Here is a 25,308-nt window from a genome sequence, read left to right as displayed (position 1 = left end):
ACTAGGATCCGGGCATGACGACAGGGACGTTGATCACGGTTGCCCCGACCGGGGCGGAGTCGGCCAAGGCCGAGGTGCCGGCGCTGCCGGTCACCCTCGATGAGCTGCTGCTGACCGCGAAGGAGTGCGAGGCCCTGGGCGCCTCCGTGGTCCACGTCCACGTCCGGGACGGTGCGGCGCAGCCAACCCTCGACCAGGGGCGGCTGCGCGAGACCGTCGCGGCGCTTCGCGAACGCACCGACCTGGTCGTGCAGCTCTCCTCGGGTGGCGCGGTGACCGACCCGGAGGCCGACCGGCTCGCCGTGCTCGATGCCGCCCCCGACATGGCCTCCTGCACGATGGGCACGGTCAACTTCGGCACCGACGTGTTTCTCAACCGATGGGAGTTCATCGTCGAGCTGCACACCCGGATGCAGGAGCGGGGCATTGTCCCGGAGTACGAGATTTTTGACCTGGGGCACCTCACCGCACTGCAACGCCTGCTCGGCAGGTACGGCCTGCCGGCCGGCGGGCATGTGCACGTCGACTTCGTCATGGGTGTCCCCGGCGGAATGCCCGGCACCCCAGCGGCCCTGGTCGCCGCCGAGCAGATGCTGAGGGACCTACCCGCGGGCACCACGTTCTCGGCCACCGGCGTCGGTCGGAGCACGCTCCCGGTCCTGCTGGCCTCGCTCTCGGCGGGCGGACACCTCCGGGTGGGCATGGAGGACACGGTGACCTATGCCAAGGGGCAGCCGGTCGAGTCCAACATGCAGCTCGTGGCCCGCGCGGTCGGCTTCGCCCAGCTCGCCCAGCGTCCTCCGCTCGCCACCGCCCAGGCCCGGGAACTGCTCGGCGTGCCCGCCCTTCACCGGTAAGTGGTGTGTTGAGGGGCGCCCCCTGACATTGCGTTCCCAGTTCCCTGGTCGCCCCTCGGCTGGACGTTCCCGAAGGGCGGTAACGTCCACGCCGTGGGAAAGACGTACGAGGGCGGCGTTCCGCTCGCTGAGGTGGTCCGGTCGGGTTTCGTGGAGGGCGTGCATCGCGGTTCGGTGGTGGCGCTCGACGCGACTGGCGCGGCGGTGGCGAGGGCGGGGGATGTGACGTCGCCGATCTTCCCCCGATCGTCGAACAAGCCGTTGCAGACGGTCGGAATGATCCGTGCGGGGCTGCGGCTCGCCGACCCGGCTGACCTCGCCCTGGTCTCGGCGAGCCACAGGGGGGAGGACTTTCACCGGGCCCGGGTCGGTGGGTTGTTGACGCGGGCCGGGCTCGACGAGTCCGCGTTGCACTGCCCGCCGGACCTGCCGGCGGACGAGGAGGCGCGGGCGGCGGTGTTGCGTGCCGGCGGCGGCCCGACCCGGATTCAGATGAACTGTTCCGGAAAACACGCTGGAATGCGGCTGACCTGTCAGGCCGCGGGCTGGCCCGGGGAGGGGTACTGGCGCAGCGAGCACCCGTTGCAGGAGCGGCTGCGAGCAGCGGTTGAGGAGTTCACCGACGAGCCGGCGGCGGCGGTCGGAATCGACGGCTGCGGCGCACCGGTGCTGGCCGTGTCGCTGTCTGGCCTCGCGCTGGCGTACCTGCGGCTGGTGCAGGCGGAGCCGGGCTCGCCGGAGCGGGCGGTGGCGGACGCGATGCGGGCCCATCCGGAGATCGTCGGCGGCACGCGGGCCGACGACAGCCGGGTGATGCGGGCTGTGCCGGGGCTACTCGCGAAGATCGGGGTGGAGGGGGTCATCGCCGCGGCGGTCCCCGGCGTCGGGGCGATTGCGGTGAAGATCGACGATGGCGCCGGCCGGGCCCGGATGCCGGTGCTGGTCTCCGCGCTGCGTCGGCTTGGGATGACCGCACCAGCGTTGGCGGAGTTCGCCGAGGTCCCGCTCCTCGGCGGGGGGCAGCCGGTAGGCGCCGTCCGGTCACTCTGGTAGCTACCTGGCGGAATTAGTGCGGTGCGGGTTGGACCCGGTGCTAACTCTGGCAAGCATTTTGCTTGCAGGAGTTAGCACCGCGAGCTAGTGTGGAGTTATGGCCAGTGGTAAAGACCTTCCCAACATCGGCGGGTTCATTCGTGACCTGCGCCGGAGTGCGAAGATCTCCCTCCGGCAGCTGTCCGAGCAGGCGGGAGTCAGCAACCCGTACCTGAGTCAGATCGAGCGCGGGTTGCGCAAGCCCAGCGCGGAGGTGCTTCAGCAGCTCGCCAGCGCGCTGCGGGTCTCCACTCCGGCGATGTACCTGCGGGCCGGGCTGCTGGACGACCGCGAGGGGCAGGGCGTCCTCGCCGCGATAGCCGCAGACCCCGACCTGACCATGGCGCAGAAGCAGTCGCTCACCCAGATCTACGAGACGTTCCGTCGAGAGAACGCGCGGCTCGCGGAGGCGACCGCCGCCGCCGACGCGGCGTCAGCCGAGTCCGCGACCGGCACGGTCACCACCGAGCCGGTCGCCGCCCCGTCCACCATCACCGAGTCCGCGACCGGCACGGTCACCACCGAGCCGGTCGCCGCCCCGTCCGCCATCACCGAGTCCGCGCCCGGCACGGTCACCACCGAATCGGTCGCCGGTCCGCGCACCACCGAACCGGAGCCGAGCCCAGCTCAGCCGTCCGGGGCCTCCGCCGACCTGGCCAACATCGCGGTGACCGGCCCAACGACGACCGGGGGTACGCCGACCGGCGGTGCGTGAGTCGCACCGTCATCGACCCCGCCTCCGTTTTCCGTCCCGACGCCAGTGCAGCAGTCCGCCCGAAGGGCGACCCCGAGGTCGCCGACGCGGTCGAAGAGGAGAAATGATGACTAGTCAGCCCAAAACCAGTCGGATCCCCGCTCCCATCTATGCCGCCGCCGGTGTCGGTGATCTGGCCTACCAGCAGCTGCGAAAGCTTCCCGCGGCCGTGACCGAGCTGCGTAACCGGGTCGCTGCCGACCTCAGCGCGGTAGACGGGGCCGAGCTGCGCCAGAAGGCCACCGAGACGTGGCGTACGGCGACCGTCACCGCCGAGAACCTGCGTCGGCGGGCCGCCAGCGACCTGGACCTCAGCCGGCTTCGGGAGACCGCCACCCGCAACGCAGCCGTCGTGGTCGCCAGCGCCCAGGCCGCGCAGGAGCGGGCAGTCACCACCTACGGTGCGCTCGTCGGCCACGGGGAGCGGGTCGTCGGCGCTGGAGTGCTCGAAGCCGCCGACACGGTGAACACCGACATCGAGAGGACCGAGCAGGCCCCGCCCACCCCGGCGCAGGTTGCCGAGGCCGCCGAGGTCAAGCCGCCCGCCGTCACGAAGCGTGCCACCAAGGCCGCCGGCAAGCCGGCCACCTCGTCAACGAAGTCACCGCGCGCGACGAAGCGGACCCCGCCGGCCCGCGACTGACCGTGCCGACGGGCGATTGCCCAATGGCGCCGAAGACCCCGGAAGCAGCCTGGCGTACGTCTCCGGGGTCTTCGGCATAAGCTTGCCGGCATGGCCATCGCCGCGCCGATCTTCGCCTTTGCCGTCCGCGACGTGATAGAGCTGATCCTGCTCGTCTTCGCACTCATCGTGCAGGGAGTCGCCCTGGTCCACGTCATCACCCAGCGGTCCGACGCGTTCGCCGCGGTCGGCACCCTGCCGAAGGGTGCCTGGGCGGCGATCCTCGCCGTCTGTCTGGTGCTCACCCTGCTTGGCTTCGGCCCGATCAGCCTCTTTGGCCTGGTCGGCATCGCCGCTGGGTTGATCTATCTGCTCGACGTCCGCACGGGTCTGCGGGACCTCCGGGGTGGCCGGGGGACCTCCTGGTGAGAGGCTTCCGGTGGCCACCCCCACCGGATGGTGGCCCCCGCACCTGGGGTCCCGGGCCGAGTGCTCCCCGCACCGGTCGGCCCGCACTGCCGGAGCCGGAGACCGAGCTGGTCGCCACCCCGCACGGCGTCCACCTGGAGCAGTTGGTCACCGGCGCCGGCGATCCGGTCACCGTCTTCGCGCACGGTCTGGGCAGCGGCATCGCCACCACCCGTCCCTTCGGCAGTGGTGTTACCGGCCGTCGGCTCTTCTTCCAGTTCCGTGGGCATGGTCGCTCCGCCGCCCCGCCCGGGCCGTGGACCTACCACGATCTCGCACGCGACCTGCGGTCGGTCGCTGACCGGGGCCGCGCTACCCGGGCGTTCGGCGCGAGCCTGGGCGCGGGTGCGCTCTGCCGGCTACTCGCCGACAGCCCGACGCGGTTCGACCGGCTGGTCTTCTATCTGCCGGCGGTGGTGGACCAGCCGCGAGGCAATGCCGCCCGCCGCCGGCTGACAGCGCTGCTCGACGCGCTCGACCGTGGTGATGTCGGTCAGCTCGCGGAGGTGGTCCAGCTGGAGCTTCCACCGGCCGTCCGGAACACGCCGGCCGGCTGGGCGTACTTACGGCAGCGCCTCGATCAGCTCATGCGGGACGGTCTCGCCTCGGGGTTGGTCGGCCTGCCCGAATCGGTGCCGGTCCGCGACGCCACGGAGCTCGCCAAGGTCGCGGTGCCGGCCCTGGTGATCGGGTGTGTGGGCGACGAGCTGCATCCAGTCGAGGTCGCCGAGCGGCTCGCCGCCGCGTTGCCCCAGGCCACCCTGCACGTGTACGACCGGCCTGGTGTCCTCTGGGCCAAGCGTGCCGACCTGCGGGAGCGCATCTCTACCTTCCTCAACGAGTAGCCCTCCACCTGGCCCGTCAATGCGACGTGTGAACGATTCGCTCCTCTTGGCAATGAAGTGAGAGAACTGCTCGCTGAACCGCTCGAAAGGGCTCGTTGAGTTCAACACCATCGCCAACGAACTCGATCATAAGCTGCACCGTCGGCGCACTCGTTGCTGTAACCGGGGCGCGAGTGTCGAAGTCAGGTATCCGAGGGTGACCTCGACGCCTGGTCGAGGTCGATGTCGCTCACCGTGCCTTCTGTGGCAGGAGGTCTACCACGGCTGCTGCGGTGTCCGGATGCTGGGTGAGAAGCGCCATTGCCTCGGTATGAGCGAGTTGGCCGTGCTGCCGCCACGGGTCGGAGCAGCCGAGCAGCGCGGCGATCGCGTCCAGGGAGTCGGGATAGTCGGTCAGCAGGCCGACTGCCGGCCCCGCCGCCACGACCGCAGGGGCCGGCTGTGGGGTGGCGGTGGCCCAGGGCGGCACCCAGGTGTCCAGCGCGGGCAGGGTGCCGGGGAAGGTGCGTGCCGCCTCGCGGATCAGCAGTGGCACCAGCTCCGGGCCGTGCTCGCGCAGTGTGGTGATGAGGGTGGGCAGCCAGGGCAGCAGGATCGGGTCGGGTAGCTGAGCGAAAGCGCTCGACATCAGCTCGACCACGAACGACGCCAGCCCGGGTACCGGGTCGAGGGCCTGTACGAAGCCGGAGAGATACTGCGGGAAGATCGGCACCACCAGTGGGCTGGCCAGCAGCTCGGTGCAGCGGCCGCGCAACTCGGCGAGGGGCAGCAGGCCCAGTTGGTGTTGGGCCGCCCAGTGCAGGGCCACCTTGGCGGGTGCCTCCGGGTGCGCCTGTGCAACGGCGAGTTCGAGCTGCGTCCGGTCACAGCCGAGGGACAACGCCAGGCTCTCCATGCTGAACAGGAAGCCGAGCATGGCGCCGACCTGCCGGACCCCGGCCTGCTCGTCGACGAACGCGCTCGGCAGCAGAGTGCAGTAGTGCGTGTATCCGGCGGCCACGAACGCCTCGCACCAGCCCGGCAGGGCTGTCGCGGTGGCGCGGTGGTGCGTCAGTAGCCGGCGGATCCGGCGCAGCACGTCCGGGGCGTCATCGACAGTGCGCTCGGCGGCGAGTAGCTCCACAGCCCGAGCGCCGAGTTCGTCGACCAGACGAGGACTGTCAAGCAGTCGGATGGCATCCTCGATGGCCGCCAGAGCTCCGGCAGTAGTCGCCTCTGGCCCACGTACCGCACGACGTAGCCGCTGCTCCAGTACCTGCTCCACGGTGACGCCCTCGTAGCCCAGCTCGATCAGGGCGCGCTGGTTGCGGCCGAGAGCGACATCCCAACTCTCCTGGATGGAACGGTGACCCAGCCGCCGCTCTCCCATAATCGGACGAACCGCGTCGTGCGGGAGCAGGTACCGCAGCATCCAGAGCAGATCGGAGCAGGGTGCCAGCCTGGGGTCTGCGTGCAGATCGAGCAGAGCCCGCTGGACGGTACGCTTCTTCAGGTCCAAGCCGAGTGGGCGGAGACGTTCGTGGACATCGCGGGCCAGCGGTGGAAGGGCCGCGTAGCCGACCTGGCCGACTCGGTCGCCGCCGAGCAGGATCTCGCAGAGCCGGCGGACGTCCCGCCGGCCGGGGACGACGTCCTTCTCGATACAGGTGACCGCGGCGTCGGCGAAGTCGTACGGGGTGGGGCGGGTCTGGTTGCGTAGACCGGCGAGGAGGATGGCGGTCTCGTAGACGGCGATCGCGTCGGCGGTGCTGGCAAGGTAGCCGTTGCGTCGGGCGAGCCGGATGATGTCGACACACCAGCCGCGGAGCTCCGCCTCGTCGAGTCCGTTGAGCTCGGGTGGTGCGGCGAGGAAACCGGAGAGCCGGTCGGTCGGGCCGGTGGCAGGTGCGGCGGCGCCCCGCCCGTTTCGCCCGCCACGGCCGCGGGTGCCGCGCTGCCCGCCCAGCCGATACGGGGTGAGACCCGAGCGTGTCAACACCTTCGTCCAGGTCGCCGCGGCGATGGAGACCGAACCGGGGGCCAGGCCGAACTGCGCTTCGATGGCGGAATGGCTGGACGGGATGAGCCCGTACTGCCAGCGGGTGCCGGTACGCGGGCTGATTTCGTAGGTGGGGGCGTCGGGGGTGAGGCCGAACTGCTCGACCTGACTGGCGGCATGGAAGGCGCCGCAGACGTAGAGGCAGCGGCCGGGGTCAACGCCGGAGGCGGCGAGGTGTTCGCGCATCCGCGTCCACATGTATCGCTCACGGTCTTCGTCGCGGTAGGCTCGCTCGGAGCGAGCCGGACGTAGCCGGCGGAACAGGCTGCCGATGAGGACCATCACCTGCCGATAGGTGTCGTGGTCGGCGTCGGCGAGGGGCTGCTCGACGTACTGGTCCCACCACTCCGACCAGTGCCGCACCTTGCCGTGGTGCAGCAGGTAGGCCTCCAACTCCGCGAAGCCGGGGCGCAGGTCACCGATCTCCACCCCCACCGCGTCGCCGTGCAGGGCAGCGTCGTCACCGGGCCGGCCCCCCTCCTCGCCCGCCTGGAAGGCAGGGTCTGACTGCGGCTCCGGAGTGCGGGGCAGCCACTGGAAGACGTGGTCGGTGGAACGGTCTACCAGCACCAGTTCGACCCCGGGCGTCTCGAGGGCGTACACGATGGCCTGGTATTCGGCAGAGGCCTCGGTGATCGGTGCGACGACGCTGAGCGGGCCCCACTCACTCGGGTGGCCGTCCAGTTCGGAGGCGAAGGCCTGTACCGCCACCGGAAGCCGGCAGTTGCGTAGTTCATCTAGCAGTGGTCGTAGATCCTCGCAGAGTTCCAGATAGATCACCTGGGGCTGCTTCTCGCGTAGTCGGCGCACCACGGCCAACGCCGAGGCCGGCGAGTGGTGGCACACCGGGAAGATCTCCAGCGGCACGGCGAGAGCCCGGTCAACGTCGTCGACCATACCCGTGAGGATGCTGGCGAGGGTGTCCGGGGAATCGGCGAAGGCAGCGGCGGCGGCGGTGAGCTGGTGGCGCAGACCAGTGAAGGGGCCGCCTGCGACGGGCGCGGTCACGATAGAGCGGCGATCGCGTGCCGGCCGCCGTCGAGAAAGCCCTTCCAGCCGTCACCGTCCTGCTTGGCCCGAGGCTCCACCACCCCGTGCAGGTACTTGTTGAGGATCGCCAGGTCCTCCGGGCTTCGCCGGGCCAACGACCCCATCAGCGACCCGGCCAGGGTTTCGGCCCGCAACGCCCGATCACCGAAGAACTGGCTGTGCAGGATGGCGTCCTCCAGCACGCCGATCTGCTCCGCCGTCGACAGCGCCGACTCGAGCTTCTCGTCATCGCTGGTCGCCCCTGCGGCAGCCGCCCGCAGGTCGGCAAAGCTCTGCAGCAGGATGTCCAGCAGGGTGGGCGGCACCTCCACCTCGATGCGGTGCCGGCGCAGCAGCTCCTCGGTGCGGAATCGGACGATCTCCGCCTCGCTGCGTTTGTTGGTCACCACCGGGATCCGGACGAAATTGAACCGTCGCTTCAGTGCCGAGGACAGATCGTTGACCCCGCGGTCCCGGCTGTTCGCGGTGGCGATGATCGAAAAACCCGGCTTGGCAAAGACGATGTTGTCGTGGTCCAGCTCCGGAATCGATACGTACTTCTCCGACAGGATGGAGATGAGTGCGTCCTGTACGTCGCTGGTGGAGCGGGTCAGCTCCTCGAAGCGGCCGATAGTGCCCTGTTCCATCGCGGTCATGATCGGTGACGGGATCATCGACTCCCGGGACTGCCCCCGGCCGATGACCATGGACACGTTCCATGAGTACTTGATGTGGTCCTCGGTGGTGCCGGCGGTGCCCTGCACCACCAGCGTGGAGTTGCGGCAGATCGCGGCGGCCAGCAGCTCGGCCAGCCAGCTCTTGCCGGTGCCGGGATCACCGATGAGCAGCAGACCTCGGTCAGAGGCCAAGGTGACGATGCTGCGCTCGACGAAGCTGCGGTCGCCGAACCACTTCTGTGGGATCACCCGGTCCAGGCCGTCGGCGCGTTCGGAGCCGAGGACGAACAGCCGGACCATGCGTGGGCTGAGCCGCCAGGAAAACGGCTTCGGATCGGTGTCGACCGACGCCAGGTAGTCGAGTTCGTCGGCGTACTTGACCTCGACAGGGGCACGCAGCATCTCAGACATGAGGGGGTTGGACTCCTAGGTAAGAAAGTTCTTGAGCTCGGAGACGAGTTTGCGGATGTGACCCGAGATCACGGGGGTGCCCAGGTCCTTGAAGCGTTGCCGGAACCAGGGATTGACGCTCTGCTGGCCGGAGCTGTTGACTGAGCCGACGGGGATGAATCGCACGCCGGAACGGTGTACGGCCTCGATGCCGTCGAACAGCGGCTGCGAACGGTCGAACTCGTAAAAATCCGAAATCCACACCAGGACGGTGTTCCGCGGTTCGGCGATCTTGGGACGGGCCATCGCCATGGCGACCGGACCGTCGTTGCCGCCGCCCAGTTTGGTGCGCAGCAACACCTCGAACGGGTCGCGCACCCACGGGGTCAGGTCCAGCGCCTGCGTGTCGTACGCGATCAGATGCACATCCACCTTGGGTAGCCCGGCGAAGATTGACGCCAGAATCGTGCAGTTGACCATCGAGTCGACCATCGAACCGGACTGGTCCACCACCACGATCAGCCGAGCCGGCGTCGTACGGCGGGCGGTGTGCCGGTAGTAGAGGCGATCGACGTAGAGCCGTTGGTCTTCGGGACTCCAGTTGGTCAGGTTCTGCCAGATGGTGCGATCGAGGTCGAGGTTACGGAACACCCGCTTCGGCGGTACCGACCGGTCGATCGTGCCGACGCTGGTCTGTTGCACCTGCGTGCGCAGCACCTCGGCAACCTCGTCGACAAACCGGCGGATCAGCGCCTTGGCGTTGGCCAGAGCTACCCCGGACAGGTTCGCCTTGTCCCGCAACAGCTGCTCGATCAGCGACATGCTCGGCGTAAGCTGGCTGGCCAGCACCGGGTCGGCGAGCACCTCGCGCAGGTGCATCCGGCGTACCAGGTCGCCCTCCAGCGCGGCGAGTGTGCCTCCCAGCCCCGTACCGCCCTGCCGGCGCAGCTCGCCCGGCTCGGCGCCGAGCGCCTGCTCGAACCAGCCGGCGTCGGACTGCCACCCGGCCAGCCGGCCAGCGCTGACCGGCCCGGTGCCGGCGGCGAACACGTTGAGCAACACCTTCGACACCAGCGCAGCCCGCCGCACCTCGGCCGGGCCGGGTTCCGGTGTGGCGGCGTCGGTCTCCGGCGCGTGTTCGGCAGCGGTGAGCAGGCCGCGCAGCTCCGCGGCGAGTGCCGGATGGCGCTGGATCACAGTGTCCACCGAGACACCCGGGTCCAACAGCGCGGCCGGGAGCTCCAGGTCCTCGACCACGGCCAGGCTCGCCGCTTCCAGCGTGGGCTGCTCGGTCGGGTCGAAGAGCCGGGCCAGTAGCCGCCAGTAGAGCACCTGCCGCCGATTCTCGTCGGCACGATCGTGATGGTGGAGGCTCATCGGCGCAGCAACCGTCCCGCCCGTTCCCGCAGCACCGTCACGGCGTCGCCCGCTTTCGCGTCGGCCTTCGCGGCCTTTGCGTCGGTGACCCCGCACGCCCAGTCGCCGGTGTGCACAGTGATGATCTTGCGTTTGACGGTGGCCTGCACCGCCACCGGCTGCAGCAGCCACCGGCCGGCATCCCACCGGAGCAGCCCGAGGCATGCCGACGAGGCGGCGACCAGCTCCGGGGTGAGCGGACCACAGGAGGGAAGTCGGTCGACCGCCACGGCGAGGCGGTGGCCGTCCAGTTCCACCGTGAGCCCACCCTCCTGGTCACTGACGGCGTACTCCTCGACCAGGACAGGCTCGGCGATCCCAGCCGGGTGCCGGTCCAACGGATGCGGTGCCGCCGCCAGGGCATCCGGCAGCAGGACCCGTGCCGCGGCGAACGGATCGACCGGCTCGTCGAGCCGCGCCCGGTCGTCCTGCCAGTGCATGTCCGCACCCCGTATCGGTACGTCGGCCACCAGCACACCGCACCGCTGCGCCAGCGCCGCCAGCAGGACGGGGTGCGCCGGCAGCAGTCGCCACAGCGCCGGACCACCGATGCTGTCCACCTTCGCGGCGCCCACCGCGGTACGGACCAGCCGGGGCGACCCGCCATCGGCCGGCTCGAAGATCGCGTGCACCTGGATCTGTACCGCGGTGTCGTGTTCGTGCACGTCCACCGCCAGCGGCAGCAGCCGTCCCGACACCCGTTCGGCGACGTCGAGCGCGGCATCGCCGGTGGCGGTGTCCTGGGCGAGCAGCACCCCACGGGACCACAGGTCGGCCCAGCGGCGCTGCGGCACCTGCACCATCCTGGCGACCGGCACGCAGGCGCGCAGCTCGGCGGCGAAACCGTCGAGCAGCACCGCGAGCCGCCGCAGTTCCGGTACGGCCAACGCCGCCTCCACCACCGACCCGGCCTCGGCCACCAACTCGTGGTCGACGCCGTGCCACCCGGTCACCGCCACCTCGGACAACCACGCGCGCGCCCCGGCCAGGGCCGGCGACACCTCGCCGGGTACGGCGGCCGGAACCGGCGTCCACAGCGCGCGGCTGCGACCCAGGGCGACGTCGACCTGCGTGAGCAGGGCATCGTGCACCGCTCCGAGCACCGCCGAGCGCGCTCCAGCGAGCGCAGCGACATACTCCGGGGTTCCCGAACCAGCAGCGATCTTGTCGACCGCCTCGGCCACCAGGTTCGCCAACGGGGTGGTCGACAGCGCGCCGGCCAGGCCGGCCAACGCCGTGGCGTCCTCCTCGCCGACCCGGGCCAGGCCTCGGGTCAGGGCGGCATCAACACCTGTCACCAGGTTGAGAGCGTCGGTCAGCCCGGCCGAATCGCCATCGGTGAGGGCGGAGATCTGCGTTCCGCGCATCAGCGAGTCGCCCTGGTCGACGGGAACCAGTGCAGCTCGGGCAGCGGCGTGGTGCTGCCCGGCACCTCCAGGTAGGACAGGTGACGCAGAAACCGGCTGAATACCACCGCTGCCGAGCTTGGTTCGTGTCGCGTGTCCAGGCCGTACAGCAGCTCCCCGCCGGTGTTCACCTCGGCATCGGGTTCGACTCGCAGGTAGCGGGCCACCCGATCGAGCCCGTATTGCAGCACCGCCTCATCGGCCAGAGTCTCCAGATGCTTGCACGGAGCGCCGCGGAGGCCGCCGCACGGCCGGTTGTTGTTGGTGCTGCAGTGGTAGGCGTGGGTGCTGGCCGTGATCGACGACACGTACACCCGCCCGATATCCGACCCGCTGGACACCACGCCCTGCAACCGCCCGTCGGCCAGTTCCACGAACGGTACCTTGACCAGCTTGCGAGGGCGGGCGGGAGCTACCACCCGCACCACACTTCGCCGTGCCCACCCAGCATCGTCCACATCCGCCACCCTTTCGACCTCCCCGCCCGCCGCGCACCGAAATTTCCCATGACCAGTTCGACGCCGGAGCCGGCCGGCGCCGCCGTACGTCACAACGTGAATCCTGGACTGCGGGTACGACAGATTGACGTTGAGGGCGCCATGATGAGGCCGTCGCTTCGCCCTGGAATACCGACGGGTGAGTCTGGTGAGACAGCCGGGCGGACGACTGTCGGACACCCCGTACGCCGGGTGATCGTGGACCGCGTGATCTTCGGCCACCCGCTGCGCAGCGTCGCCTTCGACGTCGCCGTCTCCGGGTTGGTGGCGCTGTTAGTGGTCGCCTGGGTCGTGGACGAGCCGGGTGGCTGGGAGGCCACCTTGGTTGGGGTCGTGATGGCGCTGGTGCGGTTGTTCCGGCGGACCCACCCGTCGGCCGTAGCAGCGGTGGTGGCCGCGCTCGCGCGTAGCGTCGGAGGCGTCCGATGGCACTCCCCACACCGGAACACCATGGGCCGTCCGTCGCACCCGCAGCCACCGGCGTCGCCGTCACCGTCCAAGCGCTGCGAAAGGGGGACGGCTTCAGTGTGGCACCCAGGGCTCCGGCAGGGTCGCCCGTGATATCCAACAACGGCGCTCCCACTCTAGGCCTCTCACCTCAGACACCTTCACGACTGTGCTGGGCCCTGGGGTGCTAATCGGCGCAGTCGGGGACGTCGACGCAGTTGTTGGGTCGGTTTTTGATCACGACGGTGCCGGTCGCGGTGTTGAGCTCGACCGTGCCGCCGTTGTTGAAGATGCCTCCGCCGTCGGTGATGGCGATGTTCTTGACGACCTTCGTGCCGATGAGGCGGGCTGAGTCGAGATTGAAAACCCCGCCGCCTTGATCGGCCTGGTTGTTCGTTATTGCGGTGTTTCGCGAAACAAGATCACCAAGGCTGTAAATGCCACCGCCTTCGGTGGTGGCGGTGTTGTTCGTGATGACGCCGCCCTCGGTCACGACGGATGAAGACGGGTTTATCGCTAGTCCGCCGCCCCGGCCTGCGCTGGCAGTGTTGCCGTCGAGGGTGACGGAGCGGAGCGTGAGTTGTGCTCCGAAGCCGGTGAGTAGGCCACCAGCTTCCATGGCCGTGTTGTGTGAAATACGGCTGCCCGTGATGATGCCGGTCGTGGCGACAAAGAGGCCTCCGACGTTTCCGCTCTGGGTGTGGTTGGCGGTAATGGTGCTGTGCTCGATCCGGACGGTGTCGAAGCCAACAATTCCAGCACCTGCGAATGCGGTGTTGGCCTTCACTTCGGACTTTTTGATGTCGAGGAGGCCGGTGCTGTTGATGCCGCCACCAATGTTGCTGGAGGTGTTGTGGCTGATGGTGGAGTCTTTGATTCGGGTGGTGCCGTTGTTGGCGATGCCGCCGCCCGTGCTGTCGGCGATGTTGCGGGTGATGGTGCTGTGGTTGGTGGTGAGGGCGCCGCCGGGGTTGACGAGGATTGCGCCGCCGTCGCCGGTGGTCTGGCCGCCGGTGAGTCTCAGTTTGTTGAGGGTGAGGTCGCCGCCGGTGTTGACGGTGAGGATGCGGAACTGGTCGGTGGCGGCGGCGCGTTCGATGGTGGTGTGTGTGTGGCCGTTGAGGGTGATCGGGGTGGTGATGGCGGGGAGGCCGGCGCCGTCGATGTCGGCGGTGAGCAGGTAGGTGCAGCCCTTGGCCAGGTTGAGGGTGGCGCCGCCGCGGGCGTTGGCGAGGGTGATCGCGGCGATCAGGGCGTCGGTGTCGCAGGGGACCGGGGTGCCCTTCGGCTTCTCTGCCTCCTTCCCCTTCCCCTTGCTGTCGCCCCGGTGGTTGCCGGTGGGGGGTTGGTCGGGTTTCTTGAGGCCGTCGTCGGTGGTGGTGTGGGGCTGTTCGACGGCGTTGGCGTTGGTGTCGCTGCTGGCGTTGGCGTCAACGTTGGCGTTTGCGGGGGCGGGAGTGAGGCCGGCGGTGGTGAGGGCGAGCCCGGTCATGCCGGCCAGCCCGACGGCCCAGCGCCGCCGTCGTCGCGCCGCTGCCTGGCTTACGCCAGGAGATCTGGTGTGGTGGTGGTACGTCATCGCGGTGTCGATCTCCTTCCCCATGCGCGGCGAGGAGCTGCCAGCCTCGGGGTGGACCGGGCATGGCGCTTCTCGGCTACCAGGCCGGCGGTAGCAGGCCAATTCGGACGTTAACTAGCCACCATCTCGGACAAGCATGAATCTGAAGAAAATACCTCGAACCAGATAGGTGGGTGAGGTGGATCTGGGCATGTCGGAGGCGGGCGGCGGCTCGCCGGGTAGGGCAAAAGGCTCGGGGTTGCCTCGTTGGTCAGTCCGGTCCCTGGATGAAGGCGCAATCGTCCAGGGCGGATCTCTTCGTTCGGTTTGCGGGCATGGGCGGTTGCTAATCCGCGCAGTCGGGGACGTCGACGCAGTTGTTGGGTCGGTTTTTGATCACGAGGGTGCCGGTTGCGGTGTTGAGCTCGACCGTGCCGCCGTCGTTGAAGATGCCTCCGCCGTCGGTGATGGCGACGTTCTTGACCACCTTCGTGCCAACGAGGGTGGCTGCGTCAAGATTGAAAATGCCAGCGCCTCGATCAGCCTGGTTTCCAGTGATCTTGGTGTTTCGGGACACTAGCTCTGTAGGGTTGTAAATGCCGCCGCCATCGGTGGCGGCGGTGTTGTTCGCGATGACGCTGCCTTCGATGACAACGGCGGAGTTCTCGCTGGTCGCCAAGCCTCCAGCGCGGCCCGAGGTGGCGGTATTTCCGACCAGAGCGACGGATCTGAGCGTGAGTTGCGTGTTGAAGTCTATTACCACCCCGGCGGCCTCGGTGGCTGTGTTTTTTGTAATGTGGCTTTCTGTGACAGTGCCGGTGCCGCTTATGAATACGCCGCCGATAGTTCCGGTCGGTGCGCTGTTGGCGGCGATGGTGCTGTGCGCGATCCGCACTGTTCCAAAGCTCATGACTCCGCCGCCCGTTGCGGCCGTGTTGTCGTTCACCTGAGATTTCTTAACGTCGAGGAGGCCGAAGTTGGTGATGCCTCCGCCGACATTGCCGGCCGTGTTGTGGCTGATGGTGGAGTGGTTCACGGAGGTGCTGCCGTCGGAGCTGATTGCACCCCCGTTACTGTCGGTGATGTTGCGGGTGATGGTGCTGTGGTTGGTGGTGAGGGTGCCGCCGGCGTTGACGAGGATTGCGCCGCCAGCATCGGTGGTGTTTCCGCCGGTGATGGTGAGTTTGTTGAGGGTGAGGTCGCCGCCGGTGTTGACGGTGAGGATTCTGAATTCGTCGGCGGCGGCGGCACGTTCGATGGTGGTGTGTGTGCCGCCGTTGAGGGTGATGGGGGTGACGATGGCGGGCAGTCCGGCGCCGTCGATGTCGGCGGTGAGCAGGTAGGTGCAGTCTGTGGCCAGGTTGAGGGTGGCGCCGCCGCGGGCGTTGGCCAGGGTGATCGCGGCGATCAGGGCGTCGGTGTCGCAGGGCACGGGGGTGCCCTTCGGCTTTTTCGCCCCCTTCCCGTTGTCCTGGCTGTCGCCCTGGTGATTGTCGGCGGAGGGCTGGTCGCGCTTTCTGTTCCGGTCGTCGGCGGTGAGAGGAAAGGGGTGCTCGACTGCGCTGACAGCGGGTGCGGCGCCAATGGTGGTGGTGAGGGTCATGCCGGCCAATCCGGCTACCCACCACCGCCGTCGTGATCTGGTCCGGCTCCGGTAGGCGGGGCCGGGTTCGTGCTTGCGGTGCTGGTAATTCATCGCGGTGTTGAGGTCCTTCCCAGTGGCGGAGCGGAGCGTAGACCCAGGCCGGGTCGGGCGGCTTTCCTCGGCTACCGAGCGGCGGTAGCGGCCATCCTCATACTATTTGCTTTTTAAGCCCACTTGATGGTTTAAGGAAATAGACCCACCAAACGGGATGAGCATGCAGGCTTCCGCCCCTCCTTCGCCTGGTAAGCGGAGGAGGGGCGGAACCCTTCGTGCAGTTTGTCGGAGGCTGTTAACCGGCGCAGCCGGGGACGTCGACGCAGTTGTTGGGTCGGTTTTTGATCACGACGGTGCCGGTCGCGGTGTTGAGCTCGACCGTGCCGGCGACGTTGGTGATGCCTCCGCCGTCGGTGATGGCGACGTTCTTGACCACCTTGGTGTTGAAAAGGGTGGTCGTCTCGTCGTTGTAGATCCCGGCACCGATATCGGCCTGGTTGCCCGTGATTTTGGTGTCTCGTACCACCAGATCCCCGAAGTTGAAGATGCCGCCGCCGGCCGTGCTGGCAGTGTTGTTCGCGATGGTGCTCCCTTCGATGACCACAGGGGAGGTCGGTCCGGTTCCCAGGCCGCCGGCCCGGCCGGTTCTGGCGGTATTTTCGACAATGGTGACGGCTCGGAGTGTGAGCTGTGCGGCAGTGCCCGTGGCTATGCCACCAATCTCCAGCCCTGAGTTATGTGAGATGTGGGTGTCCGTGACGGTGCCGATACCGTTAACTAGAAGGCCTCCGACATTTCCGCCCTGGGCGTGGTTGGCGGTAATGGTACTGTGTGCGATCCGAACGGTTCCAAAGTTGACAAGTCCACCCCCGTCGGCGGCAGCGGTGTTGTACTCCACGTCGGACTTATTGATGTCGAGGAGGCCGGTGCTGTTGATGCCGGCGCCGGCGTTTCCGGCGATGTTGTGGCTGATGGTGGAGTGTTTCACATGGATGGTGCCGTCGCCGGCGATGCCGCCGCCGTCGCTGTCGGTGATGTTGCGGGTGATGGTGCTGTGGTTGGTGGTGAGGGCGCCGCCGGAATTGACGAGGATCCCGCCACCGTCGTCGAACATTCCGGTCTGGCCGCCGGTGATGGTGAGTTTGTTGAGGGTGAGGTCGCCGCCGGTGTTGACGGTGAGGATGCGGAACTCGTCGGCGGCGGCGGCGCGTTCGATGGTGGTGTGTGTGCCGCCGTTGAGGGTGATCGGGGTGGTGATGGCGGGCAGGCCGGCGCCGTCGATGTCGGCGGTGAGGAGGTAGGTGCACTTGCTGGCGAGGTCGAGGGTGGCGCCGCCGCGGGCGTTGGCGAGGGTGATCGCGGCGATGAGCGCGTCGGCGTCGCAGGGGACCGGGGTGCCCTTCGGCTTCTCTGCCTCCTTCCCCTTGCTGTCCTTGCTGTTGCCCCGGTGGTTGTTGGTGGGGGATTGGTCGGCCTTTTCGAGGTGGTTGCCGGTGGTGGTGTGGGGTCGTTCGACGGCGTTGGCGTCAACGTTGGCGTTTGCGGGGGCGGGAGTGAGGCCGGCGGTGGTGAGGGCGAGCCCGGTCATGCCGGCCAGCCCGACGGCCCAGCGCCGCCGTCGTCGCGCCGCTGCCTGGCTTACGCCAGGAGATCTGGTGTGGTGGTGGTACGTCATCGCGGTGTCGATCTCCTTCCCCATGCGCGGCGAGGAGCTGCCAGCCTCGGGGTGGACCGGGCATGGCGCTTCTCGGCTACCAGGCCGGCGGTAGCAGGGCCAATTCGGACGTTAGGCGCACATAGGCACTAAGGGAACATGAACCCGAAAAATCCATAAAACTGGGTGAAAGCGACTTACGTTGGCTGGGGAAGGGCGTGTGCGGCGTCCGCGAGCTACCGGACCTGGGTAGACCGGCGGAGCTAACTGGCTGTCCCGGGGTGGAACTCGGCGTGACTAGGCTCGGCGAACATGAACGCATCCCCCGCTTTCGCCGCGCCCCTGGCCGGAGCGGCCGGCCGATTCTTCGCCGGTGTCGGCCTCTTCCTGCGTGGCATCGCCCTCTACCTCCGCAACCCCGGCCTGATGTTGCTCGGCGTCCTACCAGCACTGATCTCCGGAGTGTTCTTCATCACCGCGTTCGGTGCGCTCGTCTACTTCGTGGACGATCTGGCCGCGCTGATCACGCCATTCGCCGACGACTGGTCCGGCGCCGGGCGAGGTCTGACGCGGGTAGCCGCCGGCCTGGCGCTGCTTGGGCTGGGTGGCCTGCTCACGGTGGTCGCGTTCACCGCCGTCACGCTGGTCATCGGGGACCCGTTCTACGAGAAGATCTCCGAACGGGTCGAGGATGGCCTCGGCGGTACGCCCAACGCGGTGGACGTGCCGTTCTGGTCGTCGCTGCGGCACAGCATCGTCGACTCACTGCGGCTGGTGGGGTTGGCGGTGCTGTTCGGCGTACCCCTCTTTGTGGCCGGTTTCATTCCGGTGGTCGGTCAGACCGTGGTGCCGGCACTCGGTGCGACCATCGGCGGCTGGCTCCTCGCGGTGGAGCTGGTCGGCGCCCCCTTCTACCGGCGTGGGCTGCGGTTGTCCGACCGGCGGGCCGCCCTCCGGGCCGACCGGCCGACCGCGCTCGGCTTCGGGGTGGCGGTCTTCGTCAGCTTCCTGATCCCACTCGGCGCCGTGCTGCTCATGCCGGCTGCCGTCGCGGGCGCCGCCCTACTGGCCCGCCGGGTACTGGGCCAGCCCACCACCGTGGGGCCGACCGCTCAGGACGGCGCGTGACGCACTGCCGCTCAACTCATCTCCCGGAGGCAACTCCACTGGGCAGCGACCGGCCGGTAACCGAGCCGTTCGTTGATCGCGAGCATCGGCTTGTTCGCCTCGTCATTGCCGGTGTATGCGACCGTCACCCCACTGGCCGCCGCCCGGCGTAGGGCAGCCAGCTTCGCCGCCGTCGCGAGCCCTCGCCCCCGGTGCGTCGGCCGGGAAGCGGTGTAGTCCGACCACATCCGCGAACCGTCCCGCTGGACCAGGCTGATTGCCGCCAAGACGCCGTCGACCTCGACGCCGGTGCTGGCCTCCCGGTCCAGACCGACGTTGTCCCACGTCTCGGCCCGCCAGTGCTCGTAGGTGCGGGTGTCGGAGGCTACGTCCCCCGGCTCGTCGGCGCTGGCGTCGCGCTCCACCTCGTACACGTGGTGGGGGTCAACCTCGGACAGTGGCACCAGTCGGGCGCCCGGGGGAACGGCCAGGGGTGGCAGGGCCGTCAGCTCGAGCGCGGAGAAGCGTTCCTCGCGGCTGGGTAGGAAGCCGCGCCGCCGCGCGTACGGCAACGACTCCGGTAGCACTCGCCCGCGCAGCAGGGGAAGCCGGAGTGGGGCGAGGTGGTCGAGGGCGGCGGTCAGCAGCCCGCTGCCGATGCCGTGCCCCCGATGGTCGGGGTGGACGTGCAGGAGCGAGATCTCGCCGACGCTTCGGGAGGAACTGGCGTTGCGGAAGGCCGAGACCCAACCGACGATCTCGTCGTCCACCTCGGCGACGAAGGCAGTCCAGTGCTGCCGCCCCGGGGGTGGTTTGGAGATCATCTGGCGCGTCGTCGCCACCCCGCGAACCAGATGCGGAAGAACTCGGGTGCGGAGCGCCACCACGGCGGGCGCGTCGGCGGGCTGTGCGGCGCGGATCCTCACGCGACGCTCACGGCGGCGACCGCCTCGACCTCGACGAGCTGCTCGGAGTAGCCGAGCGCGGCCACCCCGAGCAGGGTGCTGGTCGGGTCGTGGTCGCCGAAGGCGTCCCGGACGACCTGCCAGGCGGTCACCAGGTCAGCTTGGTGCGCCGAAGCCACGTACACCGTGGTTTTGACGACATCGGTGAGGCGGGCACCCGCTGCGGTGAGGGCGGTCTCCAGATTGGCCATCACCTGCCGGGCCTGGGCGGCGTGGTCACCGGGGGCGACCGTCCGGCCGTCCGCGTCGAGCGGGCACGCCCCGGCGGTGAAGACGAGGCGCGTTGCCGGCTCGACAGTGCTGACGTACGCGTACTCGGCCTCGGCGAGGGCGGGGACGTGGCGGAGTTGGGGCATGAAGTGACGCTAGTGCAGTCCCGACGGTTGTTCGATCTGGTTTTCGTTGGTTTGCTCAACCAGAGTCGCGGAGGATCAACTCGGTGGGGAGCACCACCGCCGGTTCGATCGGCTCACCGGCCGCGAGGCGCAGTAGCTGGCGGGTCATTCGCCGGCCGATCTCCTGAATCGGCTGGCGGACGGTGCTCAGGGGCGGGTCGGTGTATGCGGCGCTCTCGATGTCGTCGAAACCGATCACCGCGACATCGTCGGGCACCCGTCGCCCCGTCGCGCGTAGCGTCCGCAGGGCGGCGTGTGCCATCAGGTCGGAGGCGGCGAAGATCGCGTCCAGGTCGGGGTGCTCGGCGAGGAGCCGCCGGGTTGCGGCCACCCCCGACTCGCGGGTGAAGTCGCCGTACGCCACCCACTCCGGCAGCCCGGCCGGGGTCATCGCGGCCTGGTAGCCGGTCAGCCGCTCGATCCCGCCCACCATGTCCTGGGGGCCGGCGATGGTGGCGATGCGCTGCCGGCCGCTGTCGATCAGGTGTTGGACGGCCCGGTTCACCCCGCCGATGTGGTCAACGTCGACGTAGGGGACCAGGGTGCCGCCGAGCGGCCGGCCGCTGCACACCACCGGAATGCCCAGCCGGGCCAGCCGGCCGGGGAGTGGGTCGGCCCCGTGTAGCGAGGCGAACAGGACCCCGTCAACGTGCCGGCTGGTGGTGTACCGCTCCACCCGTTCGTGCCCGGCCGGCGAACCGGCCAGCATCAGCACCAACTGTTTGTCGGCCTCCTCCAACTCCTGGGCGGCTCCGCGGATGATGCCGGGGAAGTACTGGTCGTCGGAGAAGACCCGGGTGGCCGCCTCCGGCATGACCAGCGCGACCGAGTCCGTCCGCTGGGTGACCAGGCTGCGCGCGGCCAGATTCGGTACGTACCCCAGCTCGGTGATGGCTCGACGGACGGCCTTGCGGATCGGCTCGGCCACTGTGGTGGAGCCGTTCACCACCCGGGAGACGGTGGCTCGGGAGACACCGGCACGGCGCGCCACCGCCTCGAGCGTCGGCCGTTGCGCCGTCGTCATCGCCCTCTCCCCGGAGCCCGCTCCTGGTTGCACTCCTCCGCTCAGAGCCCGTTCCGGGAGATCACCTGGTGGTACCAGTGCGCACTCGCCTTCGGTGTGCGTCGCTGGGTCCGGTAGTCGACGTGGACGATCCCGAACCGTTTCCGAAAGCCCTCGGCCCACTCGAAGTTGTCCAGCAACGACCATACGAGATAGCCGCGTAGGTCCACCCCGCGGGCGATGGCCTCGTGCGCGGCGCGGAGGTGCCCGTCGAGGTAGGCGATCCGGTCGGTGTCAACCACCCCGCCGGCCCCCTCCGTTGCCGGCTGGTCCGGGCCGGCCGGTGGCGCGGCGTGGTCCGGGAAGGCCGCCCCGTTCTCGGTGATCATCAGCGGTACGCCCGGGTAGTCGGTGGCGAGGCGTTCCAACAGCCGGGTGAGCCCGGCCGGCTCGATCATCCAACCCATGTCGGTCAGCGGTCCAGCAGGTGGCAGGAACTCCACCGCCCCGTCGGTGCCGGGGAACGCCCCGCCGCCGCCGCCGGCGCCGTCCGGCCTACCCGCGACGTAGAGGGGCGCGTAGTAGTTGACGCCGAGCAGGTCGATCGGGGTGGCGATCACTTTCTCGTCGCCGTCCCGGAGGAACGCCGGCGGCACGATTCGGGCGACGTGCTCCAGCACGTCCTCCGGATACGCGGCCCGGAACAGCGGGTCCAGGAAGATCCGGTTGTGGAGCCCGTCGACCAGGCGTACCGCGGCGGCGTCGGCGGCGCTGTCCGGGTCGGCGGGGCGGACATCGGCCGGGTTGAGCGTGATCCCGACGCTCCCCGCGCCAGCCGCGTGCAGCGCCCGGGCCGCCAGGCCGTGCCCGAGCAGCAGGTGGTGCACGGCGGTGAAGGCGGCGCCCGGGTCGGCGATCCCGGGAGCGTGCACCCCGTTGCCGTAGCCCAGGTACGCCGAGCACCACGGCTCGTTGAGTGTGGTCCAGGAGTCCACCCGGTCACCGAGGCGACCGTGGACGGCGGCGGCATAGTCGGCGAAGTGCTCCGCGGTCTCCCGAGCGGCCCAGCCGCCCCGGTCCTGCAGGGTCTGCGGCAGGTCCCAGTGGTAGAGCGTGACCATCGGATCGATTCCCCGGGCCAGCAGGGCATCCACCAGGCGGTCGTAGAAGTCCAGCCCCCGCGGGTTGACCGGGCCGGTGCCGTCTGGCTGGACCCGGGGCCAGGACACCGAGAACCGGTACGTCTGGATCCCCAGCCCGGCCATCAGCTCCACGTCGTCGGCGTACCGGTGGTAGTGGTCGCAGGCGACATCACCGGTGTGGCCCTGGTAGACCTTCCCCGGCGTACGGCTGAAGGTGTCCCAGATCGACGGGCCCCGGCCGTCGTCGCGGGCCGCGCCCTCGATCTGGTATGCCGCTGTGGCCGTGCCCCAGCGGAAGTTCTCCGGAAAGTGCAGCGCGCTCATAGGACAGGTCCCTCCGTTCGCGCAGCGTCTCCCGACGCGTCACCAATGTCAAGAGAACGCTCTCCCCGGCTGGGTCCGGGTCCATTCGGGCGGGTGGGCGCCGGGGGCGGCTCCTTGCGCGAGCAGCCCCCGGCCGGGCATGGCACCGGATGCGGCCGGCGGCGTCAGCCGGTCCGGAGACCAGCCAGGAGCGCGCGCTCACCCGTCACCGCCAGGGTGTCGAAACTGACTCGCCCCCAGAGCGCGAGCAGCAGATCGCTGGCGGTGCCGACGACCTGGACCCGGGCGTGATGATCGTGGTCATCGAAGATCGTGGCAGTGTCCAGCAGGGCAACCCCTTCGCCGCGCAATCGCAGGAACCACTCCTGCCCGGCGTCGGAGGCCGACAGGTGTACGACCCCGTGCCACTGCCCATGTTCCGGACGTCGTCCGGCTGGCAGGCAGGTGTCGAGCACCTCGCTCACCCCGTCGGCTGCGAGCTTCGTCTCGATCGGGTCACCCGCACCGATGGCGAGCTGGGCGTCCCAGCGGTGCAGCGTTGTCTCGTGTGCGATCCGGCGCGGCCAGAAGCCGGCCTTCTTCGGCTGCGGCGCCCAGTTCCACGCCGGTGCCTCCGGATCCAGCGCGTCAAAGCGCACCATCAGCTCGTCGTACGCCTGCTGCCACAGCTGGAGGTCGGTCTCGCCCGGATGTGGCTCCAGCGGCTCGGAGTGGAGGGGTGGCGGGGTGACAGAGTTGGCCGACAGGGTCCCGTGCACCCAGCGGTAGACGCCTGCCAGGTGCCGGGTCAGGTCGGTCACTGTCCAGCCGGGACAGGAGAGCACCGGGGTGTCGCCGGGTGCTTCGGCGATCGCCGCGGCGAAGGCCGGCCCCTCCATCCGCAGTGCCCCGATCCAGAAGTCCTTCGTGCCGTGCGTTCTGTTCATCGCCATCCTCCCGGGGGTGACCGGGCCACCAGTAGGTGCCGCGGCTACCTCTCAGCTTAGGGTGATGAGCGTGGCAGAGGTTCTCCAGTCGACATCCGGCGCCCAACGCGACGCCGAGTGTCATTTGTCGCGATACACGACACTTCGTCTCGGCGGCTGGGCTTCCCGCGTGATCACCGCCACCAGCGCAGATGACCTCGTCCGCGGGGTGCGAGAGGCGGGGGAGCGCGGCGAGCAGATCCTGGTCCTCGCCGGTGGCAGCAACGTGGTGATCGGCGACGCGGGCTTCCCGGGGACAGTGGTGTTGGTCCGGTCCCGAGGCCTGCGGATTATTGACACCGACACCGACACCGACACCGACACCGACACCGTCACGGTGCGGGTCGAGGCCGGCGAGCCCTGGGACGACCTGGTCGCCCACACCGTGGCCAGCGGCTGGTCCGGCCTGGAGTGTCTGTCCGGGATACCCGGCTCCACCGGCGCGACGCCGATTCAGAACGTCGGCGCGTACGGGCAGGATGTCGCCGAGACCATCACCGGGGTACAGGTGTACGACCGGGTGGCCGGCACCACCGGTCGGATCGAGGCCCGCGACTGCGGGTTCAGCTACCGGTCCAGCATCTTCAAGTACAGCGACCGGTGGGTGGTGCTGTCGGTCGACTTCCGTCTCGCCCGGTCGCCACTGTCCGGCCCGGTCCGCTACGCCGAACTCGCTCGGGCGCTCGACGTGTCGGTCGGTGACCGGGTGCCTCTGGCGAAGGCCCGCGCCGCCGTGCTGCGGCTGCGCGCGGGCAAGGGCATGGTGCTCGACCCGACCGACCCGGACACCTGGTCGGTGGGCTCGTTCTTCACCAATCCGGTGCTGGACCAGGCCGACTTCGAGCGGCTGCGGGAACGGGCCACCGAGTTCGGCGAGCCGCCGTCCTGGCCCGGTGCCGACGGCACGGTGAAGGTCAGTGCCGCCTGGTTGATCGACAAGGCTGGCTTCGGCAGGGGCCACCCGGGCCCGGAAGGCGTCGTCACCATCTCCACCAAGCACACCCTGGCGCTGACCCACCGCTCCGGCACCGCCCGGACCGAGGACCTGGTGCGCCTGGCCCGCGAGATTCGCCACGGGGTGCAGGCCCGCTTCGACGTGACCCTGCACCCCGAGCCAGTCCTGATCAACTGCGCCCTCTGACCCGGCGTCCGACCACCCGGCCGGCACGACGGTGAGTCGGGTCGGCGGGGGAGGACCGCCGCCCAGGCAACGGGTCAGCGGGGAGCCACCGCCGCCCAGTCGACGGTGACCAGGCCCTGGCGCCAGTGGCGGGGTTCGTACGCCAGCGGCCAGCCCTGGTCGTGGACGGCGGTCACCGTGCGCAGCCAGCGGTGGCGAGGACCGAAGGGGGCGTAGGGGGCGGCTGCCCGCCAGGCGCTCTCCAGGGCCTGGAGCAGGGCGTGGACAGGCTCCCCCGCGACGTTGCGGTGGATCAGGGATTTGGGGAGCCGTTCGGCGAGCCGGGCGGGGCTGTCCAGGGTGGCCAGCCGGGCGCCCAGGGTCAGGGTGCGGGGGCCGCCCTCGTCGATCAGCACCCACCCGCCGAGCCGCCCCAACTCGTCGCAGGTCCCCTCGACCAGCAGGCCACCCGGGGCGAGCGCGCCGGTCATCGTCGCCCAGGCACCCGCCACCGCACCCTCGTCGTACTGGCGTAGCACGTTGAAGGCGCGGACCAGGGTGGGGCGGAGGCCGGCCAGCTCGAAGCCACCCCGGGCGAAGGTGAGTCGGGGTGGGTCGGCGACCGGTTGGGCGGCGGCGACGCGGACCGGGTCGATCTCCAGCCCGACCACGCGTACGTCGGGGCGGACCGCGTGGGCCAATCGGGAGCGCAGCTCGACGGCGGTGACCCCGGTCGCGCCGTAGCCCAGGTCCACCACGAGCGGGTCCGCTGCCGCACGCAGCACGTCCCCGCAGGTGCCGGCGATCCAGTTGTCCACCCGGCGCAGCCGGTTGGGGTGTGTCGTCCCGCGGGTCACGACGCCGAGCGGGCGTCGTGCCGGCACCGCCGCCACCCGGC

At 69.4% G+C, this 25,308-nt stretch carries 23 protein-coding genes; 9 read left to right on the top strand and 14 right to left on the bottom strand.

Annotated features, from left to right (window positions below; translation table 11 throughout):
- Positions 1–14 precede the first annotated feature (14 nt).
- The 6 genes from SALPAC6_RS0117275 to SALPAC6_RS0117245 all read left to right on the top strand — a co-directional run bounded on the left by SALPAC6_RS0117275 (position 15) and on the right by SALPAC6_RS0117245 (position 4,638).
- Positions 15–857, top strand: coding sequence for a BKACE family enzyme (locus SALPAC6_RS0117275; protein ID WP_018254627.1), 843 nt, complete (start codon positions 15–17; stop codon positions 855–857).
- A gap of 93 nt (positions 858–950) precedes the next feature.
- A complete protein-coding gene (locus tag SALPAC6_RS0117270; protein WP_018254626.1) occupies positions 951–1,910 on the top strand; it encodes an asparaginase in 960 nt (319 codons plus the stop codon).
- A 97-nt stretch (positions 1,911–2,007) separates the two neighbouring features.
- Positions 2,008–2,664: a helix-turn-helix domain-containing protein gene (locus tag SALPAC6_RS0117265; RefSeq protein WP_018254625.1), complete on the top strand. Its 657-nt coding sequence runs from the start codon at positions 2,008–2,010 to the stop codon at positions 2,662–2,664.
- 106 nt (positions 2,665–2,770) lie between these two features.
- The gene (locus SALPAC6_RS0117255; RefSeq protein ID WP_018254624.1) at positions 2,771–3,346 is read left to right on the top strand and encodes a hypothetical protein; all 576 of its coding nucleotides are present in this window, start codon (positions 2,771–2,773) and stop codon (positions 3,344–3,346) included.
- 90 nt (positions 3,347–3,436) lie between these two features.
- A complete protein-coding gene (locus SALPAC6_RS0117250; protein WP_018254623.1) occupies positions 3,437–3,754 on the top strand; it encodes a DUF2516 family protein in 318 nt (105 codons plus the stop codon).
- Positions 3,751–4,638: an alpha/beta fold hydrolase gene (locus SALPAC6_RS0117245; protein ID WP_018254622.1), complete on the top strand. Its 888-nt coding sequence runs from the start codon at positions 3,751–3,753 to the stop codon at positions 4,636–4,638. The genes SALPAC6_RS0117250 and SALPAC6_RS0117245 overlap by 4 nt, the downstream gene beginning before the upstream one ends.
- A 229-nt stretch (positions 4,639–4,867) precedes the next feature.
- On the opposite strand, the gene SALPAC6_RS0117240 is transcribed toward SALPAC6_RS0117245, so the two are convergent.
- From SALPAC6_RS0117240 to SALPAC6_RS0117220, 5 genes are read right to left on the bottom strand one after another with little or no spacing between them, the layout of a single operon-like run.
- Positions 4,868–7,684 (bottom strand): DUF5682 family protein, encoded by a 2,817-nt coding sequence (locus SALPAC6_RS0117240; protein ID WP_018254621.1) that lies wholly within the window; start codon positions 7,682–7,684, stop codon positions 4,868–4,870.
- The gene (locus SALPAC6_RS0117235) at positions 7,681–8,793 is read right to left on the bottom strand and encodes an ATP-binding protein (RefSeq protein WP_018254620.1); all 1,113 of its coding nucleotides are present in this window, start codon (positions 8,791–8,793) and stop codon (positions 7,681–7,683) included. Before SALPAC6_RS0117235 ends, SALPAC6_RS0117240 begins: the two co-directional genes overlap by 4 nt.
- Before the next feature lie 15 nt (positions 8,794–8,808).
- Positions 8,809–10,149 carry a VWA domain-containing protein gene (locus SALPAC6_RS0117230; RefSeq protein WP_018254619.1) on the bottom strand — a complete coding sequence of 447 codons (1,341 nt, stop codon included), beginning with the start codon at positions 10,147–10,149 and terminating at the stop codon, positions 8,809–8,811.
- Positions 10,146–11,555, bottom strand: a complete 1,410-nt coding sequence (locus SALPAC6_RS0117225; RefSeq protein WP_018254618.1) for a hypothetical protein — start codon at positions 11,553–11,555, stop codon at positions 10,146–10,148. The genes SALPAC6_RS0117230 and SALPAC6_RS0117225 overlap by 4 nt, the downstream gene beginning before the upstream one ends.
- Positions 11,555–12,022 (bottom strand): hypothetical protein, encoded by a 468-nt coding sequence (locus SALPAC6_RS0117220; RefSeq protein ID WP_020493596.1) that lies wholly within the window; start codon positions 12,020–12,022, stop codon positions 11,555–11,557. Before SALPAC6_RS0117220 ends, SALPAC6_RS0117225 begins: the two co-directional genes overlap by 1 nt.
- A 78-nt stretch (positions 12,023–12,100) precedes the next feature.
- Here SALPAC6_RS0117220 and SALPAC6_RS30365 point away from each other — a divergent pair, with 78 nt between their 5' ends.
- On the top strand, positions 12,101–12,652 hold the full coding sequence (locus SALPAC6_RS30365; RefSeq protein ID WP_223874230.1) for a hypothetical protein: 552 nt from the start codon (positions 12,101–12,103) through the stop codon (positions 12,650–12,652).
- A gap of 73 nt (positions 12,653–12,725) precedes the next feature.
- Here SALPAC6_RS30365 and SALPAC6_RS0117210 read toward each other — a convergent pair whose 3' ends face one another.
- The 3 genes from SALPAC6_RS0117210 to SALPAC6_RS0117200 form a co-directional block, all read right to left on the bottom strand.
- Positions 12,726–14,141, bottom strand: coding sequence for an autotransporter outer membrane beta-barrel domain-containing protein (locus SALPAC6_RS0117210; protein ID WP_018254616.1), 1,416 nt, complete (start codon positions 14,139–14,141; stop codon positions 12,726–12,728).
- A 301-nt stretch (positions 14,142–14,442) separates the two neighbouring features.
- A complete protein-coding gene (locus SALPAC6_RS0117205; RefSeq protein WP_026189776.1) occupies positions 14,443–15,792 on the bottom strand; it encodes an autotransporter outer membrane beta-barrel domain-containing protein in 1,350 nt (449 codons plus the stop codon).
- Between the two features lie 238 nt (positions 15,793–16,030).
- On the bottom strand, positions 16,031–17,434 hold the full coding sequence (locus SALPAC6_RS0117200) for an autotransporter outer membrane beta-barrel domain-containing protein (RefSeq protein ID WP_018254614.1): 1,404 nt from the start codon (positions 17,432–17,434) through the stop codon (positions 16,031–16,033).
- A 267-nt stretch (positions 17,435–17,701) separates the two neighbouring features.
- Between SALPAC6_RS0117200 and SALPAC6_RS0117195 the strand changes: the two genes are divergently transcribed.
- Positions 17,702–18,517 carry an EI24 domain-containing protein gene (locus SALPAC6_RS0117195; RefSeq protein WP_018254613.1) on the top strand — a complete coding sequence of 272 codons (816 nt, stop codon included), beginning with the start codon at positions 17,702–17,704 and terminating at the stop codon, positions 18,515–18,517.
- An 11-nt stretch (positions 18,518–18,528) separates the two neighbouring features.
- On the opposite strand, the gene SALPAC6_RS0117190 is transcribed toward SALPAC6_RS0117195, so the two are convergent.
- The 5 genes from SALPAC6_RS0117190 to SALPAC6_RS0117170 form a co-directional block, all read right to left on the bottom strand.
- On the bottom strand, positions 18,529–19,422 hold the full coding sequence (locus SALPAC6_RS0117190; RefSeq protein ID WP_018254612.1) for a GNAT family N-acetyltransferase: 894 nt from the start codon (positions 19,420–19,422) through the stop codon (positions 18,529–18,531).
- On the bottom strand, positions 19,419–19,817 hold the full coding sequence (locus SALPAC6_RS0117185; RefSeq protein ID WP_018254611.1) for a RidA family protein: 399 nt from the start codon (positions 19,815–19,817) through the stop codon (positions 19,419–19,421). The genes SALPAC6_RS0117190 and SALPAC6_RS0117185 overlap by 4 nt, the downstream gene beginning before the upstream one ends.
- Before the next feature lie 55 nt (positions 19,818–19,872).
- Positions 19,873–20,880 carry a LacI family DNA-binding transcriptional regulator gene (locus SALPAC6_RS0117180; protein WP_018254610.1) on the bottom strand — a complete coding sequence of 336 codons (1,008 nt, stop codon included), beginning with the start codon at positions 20,878–20,880 and terminating at the stop codon, positions 19,873–19,875.
- 41 nt (positions 20,881–20,921) lie between these two features.
- Positions 20,922–22,325 (bottom strand): GH1 family beta-glucosidase, encoded by a 1,404-nt coding sequence (locus tag SALPAC6_RS0117175; RefSeq protein ID WP_018254609.1) that lies wholly within the window; start codon positions 22,323–22,325, stop codon positions 20,922–20,924.
- A gap of 164 nt (positions 22,326–22,489) precedes the next feature.
- Positions 22,490–23,251, bottom strand: coding sequence for a maleylpyruvate isomerase N-terminal domain-containing protein (locus SALPAC6_RS0117170; protein ID WP_018254608.1), 762 nt, complete (start codon positions 23,249–23,251; stop codon positions 22,490–22,492).
- A 64-nt stretch (positions 23,252–23,315) separates the two neighbouring features.
- On the opposite strand from SALPAC6_RS0117170, the gene SALPAC6_RS0117165 reads away from it, so the two are divergent.
- Positions 23,316–24,431, top strand: coding sequence for a UDP-N-acetylmuramate dehydrogenase (locus SALPAC6_RS0117165; protein ID WP_026189775.1), 1,116 nt, complete (start codon positions 23,316–23,318; stop codon positions 24,429–24,431).
- 74 nt (positions 24,432–24,505) lie between these two features.
- Here the strand turns inward: SALPAC6_RS0117165 and SALPAC6_RS0117160 are convergent, their stop codons facing one another.
- A complete protein-coding gene (locus SALPAC6_RS0117160) occupies positions 24,506–25,303 on the bottom strand; it encodes a class I SAM-dependent methyltransferase (protein WP_018254606.1) in 798 nt (265 codons plus the stop codon).
- Positions 25,304–25,308: the final 5 nt, after the last annotated feature.

The organism is Salinispora mooreana (assembly GCF_000379065.1).
In the GTDB taxonomy this organism is placed as follows: Bacteria; Actinomycetota; Actinomycetes; order Mycobacteriales; family Micromonosporaceae; genus Micromonospora; species Micromonospora mooreana.
The sequence above is the reverse complement of the archived record's forward strand: the minus strand, read 5'-3'. Positions and strand labels throughout refer to the sequence as shown.

Bases quoted from the DNA above. Each gene is read 5' to 3' on its own strand.
- SALPAC6_RS0117225 (WP_018254618.1), bottom strand. From the start codon at position 11,555: ATGCGCGGAACGCAGATCTCCGCCCTCACCGATGGCGATTCGGCCGGG.
- SALPAC6_RS0117210 (WP_018254616.1), bottom strand. From the start codon at position 14,141: ATGGGGAAGGAGATCGACACCGCGATGACGTACCACCACCACACCAGA.
- SALPAC6_RS0117200 (WP_018254614.1), bottom strand. From the start codon at position 17,434: ATGGGGAAGGAGATCGACACCGCGATGACGTACCACCACCACACCAGA.
- SALPAC6_RS0117165 (WP_026189775.1), top strand. From the start codon at position 23,316: ATGAGCGTGGCAGAGGTTCTCCAGTCGACATCCGGCGCCCAACGCGAC.
- SALPAC6_RS30365 (WP_223874230.1), top strand. From the start codon at position 12,101: ATGACCAGTTCGACGCCGGAGCCGGCCGGCGCCGCCGTACGTCACAAC.
- SALPAC6_RS0117170 (WP_018254608.1), bottom strand. From the start codon at position 23,251: ATGAACAGAACGCACGGCACGAAGGACTTCTGGATCGGGGCACTGCGG.
- SALPAC6_RS0117205 (WP_026189776.1), bottom strand. From the start codon at position 15,792: ATGAATTACCAGCACCGCAAGCACGAACCCGGCCCCGCCTACCGGAGC.
- SALPAC6_RS0117275 (WP_018254627.1), top strand. From the start codon at position 15: ATGACGACAGGGACGTTGATCACGGTTGCCCCGACCGGGGCGGAGTCG.
- SALPAC6_RS0117175 (WP_018254609.1), bottom strand. From the start codon at position 22,325: ATGAGCGCGCTGCACTTTCCGGAGAACTTCCGCTGGGGCACGGCCACA.
- SALPAC6_RS0117250 (WP_018254623.1), top strand. From the start codon at position 3,437: ATGGCCATCGCCGCGCCGATCTTCGCCTTTGCCGTCCGCGACGTGATA.
- SALPAC6_RS0117265 (WP_018254625.1), top strand. From the start codon at position 2,008: ATGGCCAGTGGTAAAGACCTTCCCAACATCGGCGGGTTCATTCGTGAC.
- SALPAC6_RS0117235 (WP_018254620.1), bottom strand. From the start codon at position 8,793: ATGTCTGAGATGCTGCGTGCCCCTGTCGAGGTCAAGTACGCCGACGAA.
- SALPAC6_RS0117185 (WP_018254611.1), bottom strand. From the start codon at position 19,817: ATGCCCCAACTCCGCCACGTCCCCGCCCTCGCCGAGGCCGAGTACGCG.
- SALPAC6_RS0117230 (WP_018254619.1), bottom strand. From the start codon at position 10,149: ATGAGCCTCCACCATCACGATCGTGCCGACGAGAATCGGCGGCAGGTG.
- SALPAC6_RS0117255 (WP_018254624.1), top strand. From the start codon at position 2,771: ATGACTAGTCAGCCCAAAACCAGTCGGATCCCCGCTCCCATCTATGCC.
- SALPAC6_RS0117195 (WP_018254613.1), top strand. From the start codon at position 17,702: ATGAACGCATCCCCCGCTTTCGCCGCGCCCCTGGCCGGAGCGGCCGGC.
- SALPAC6_RS0117180 (WP_018254610.1), bottom strand. From the start codon at position 20,880: ATGACGACGGCGCAACGGCCGACGCTCGAGGCGGTGGCGCGCCGTGCC.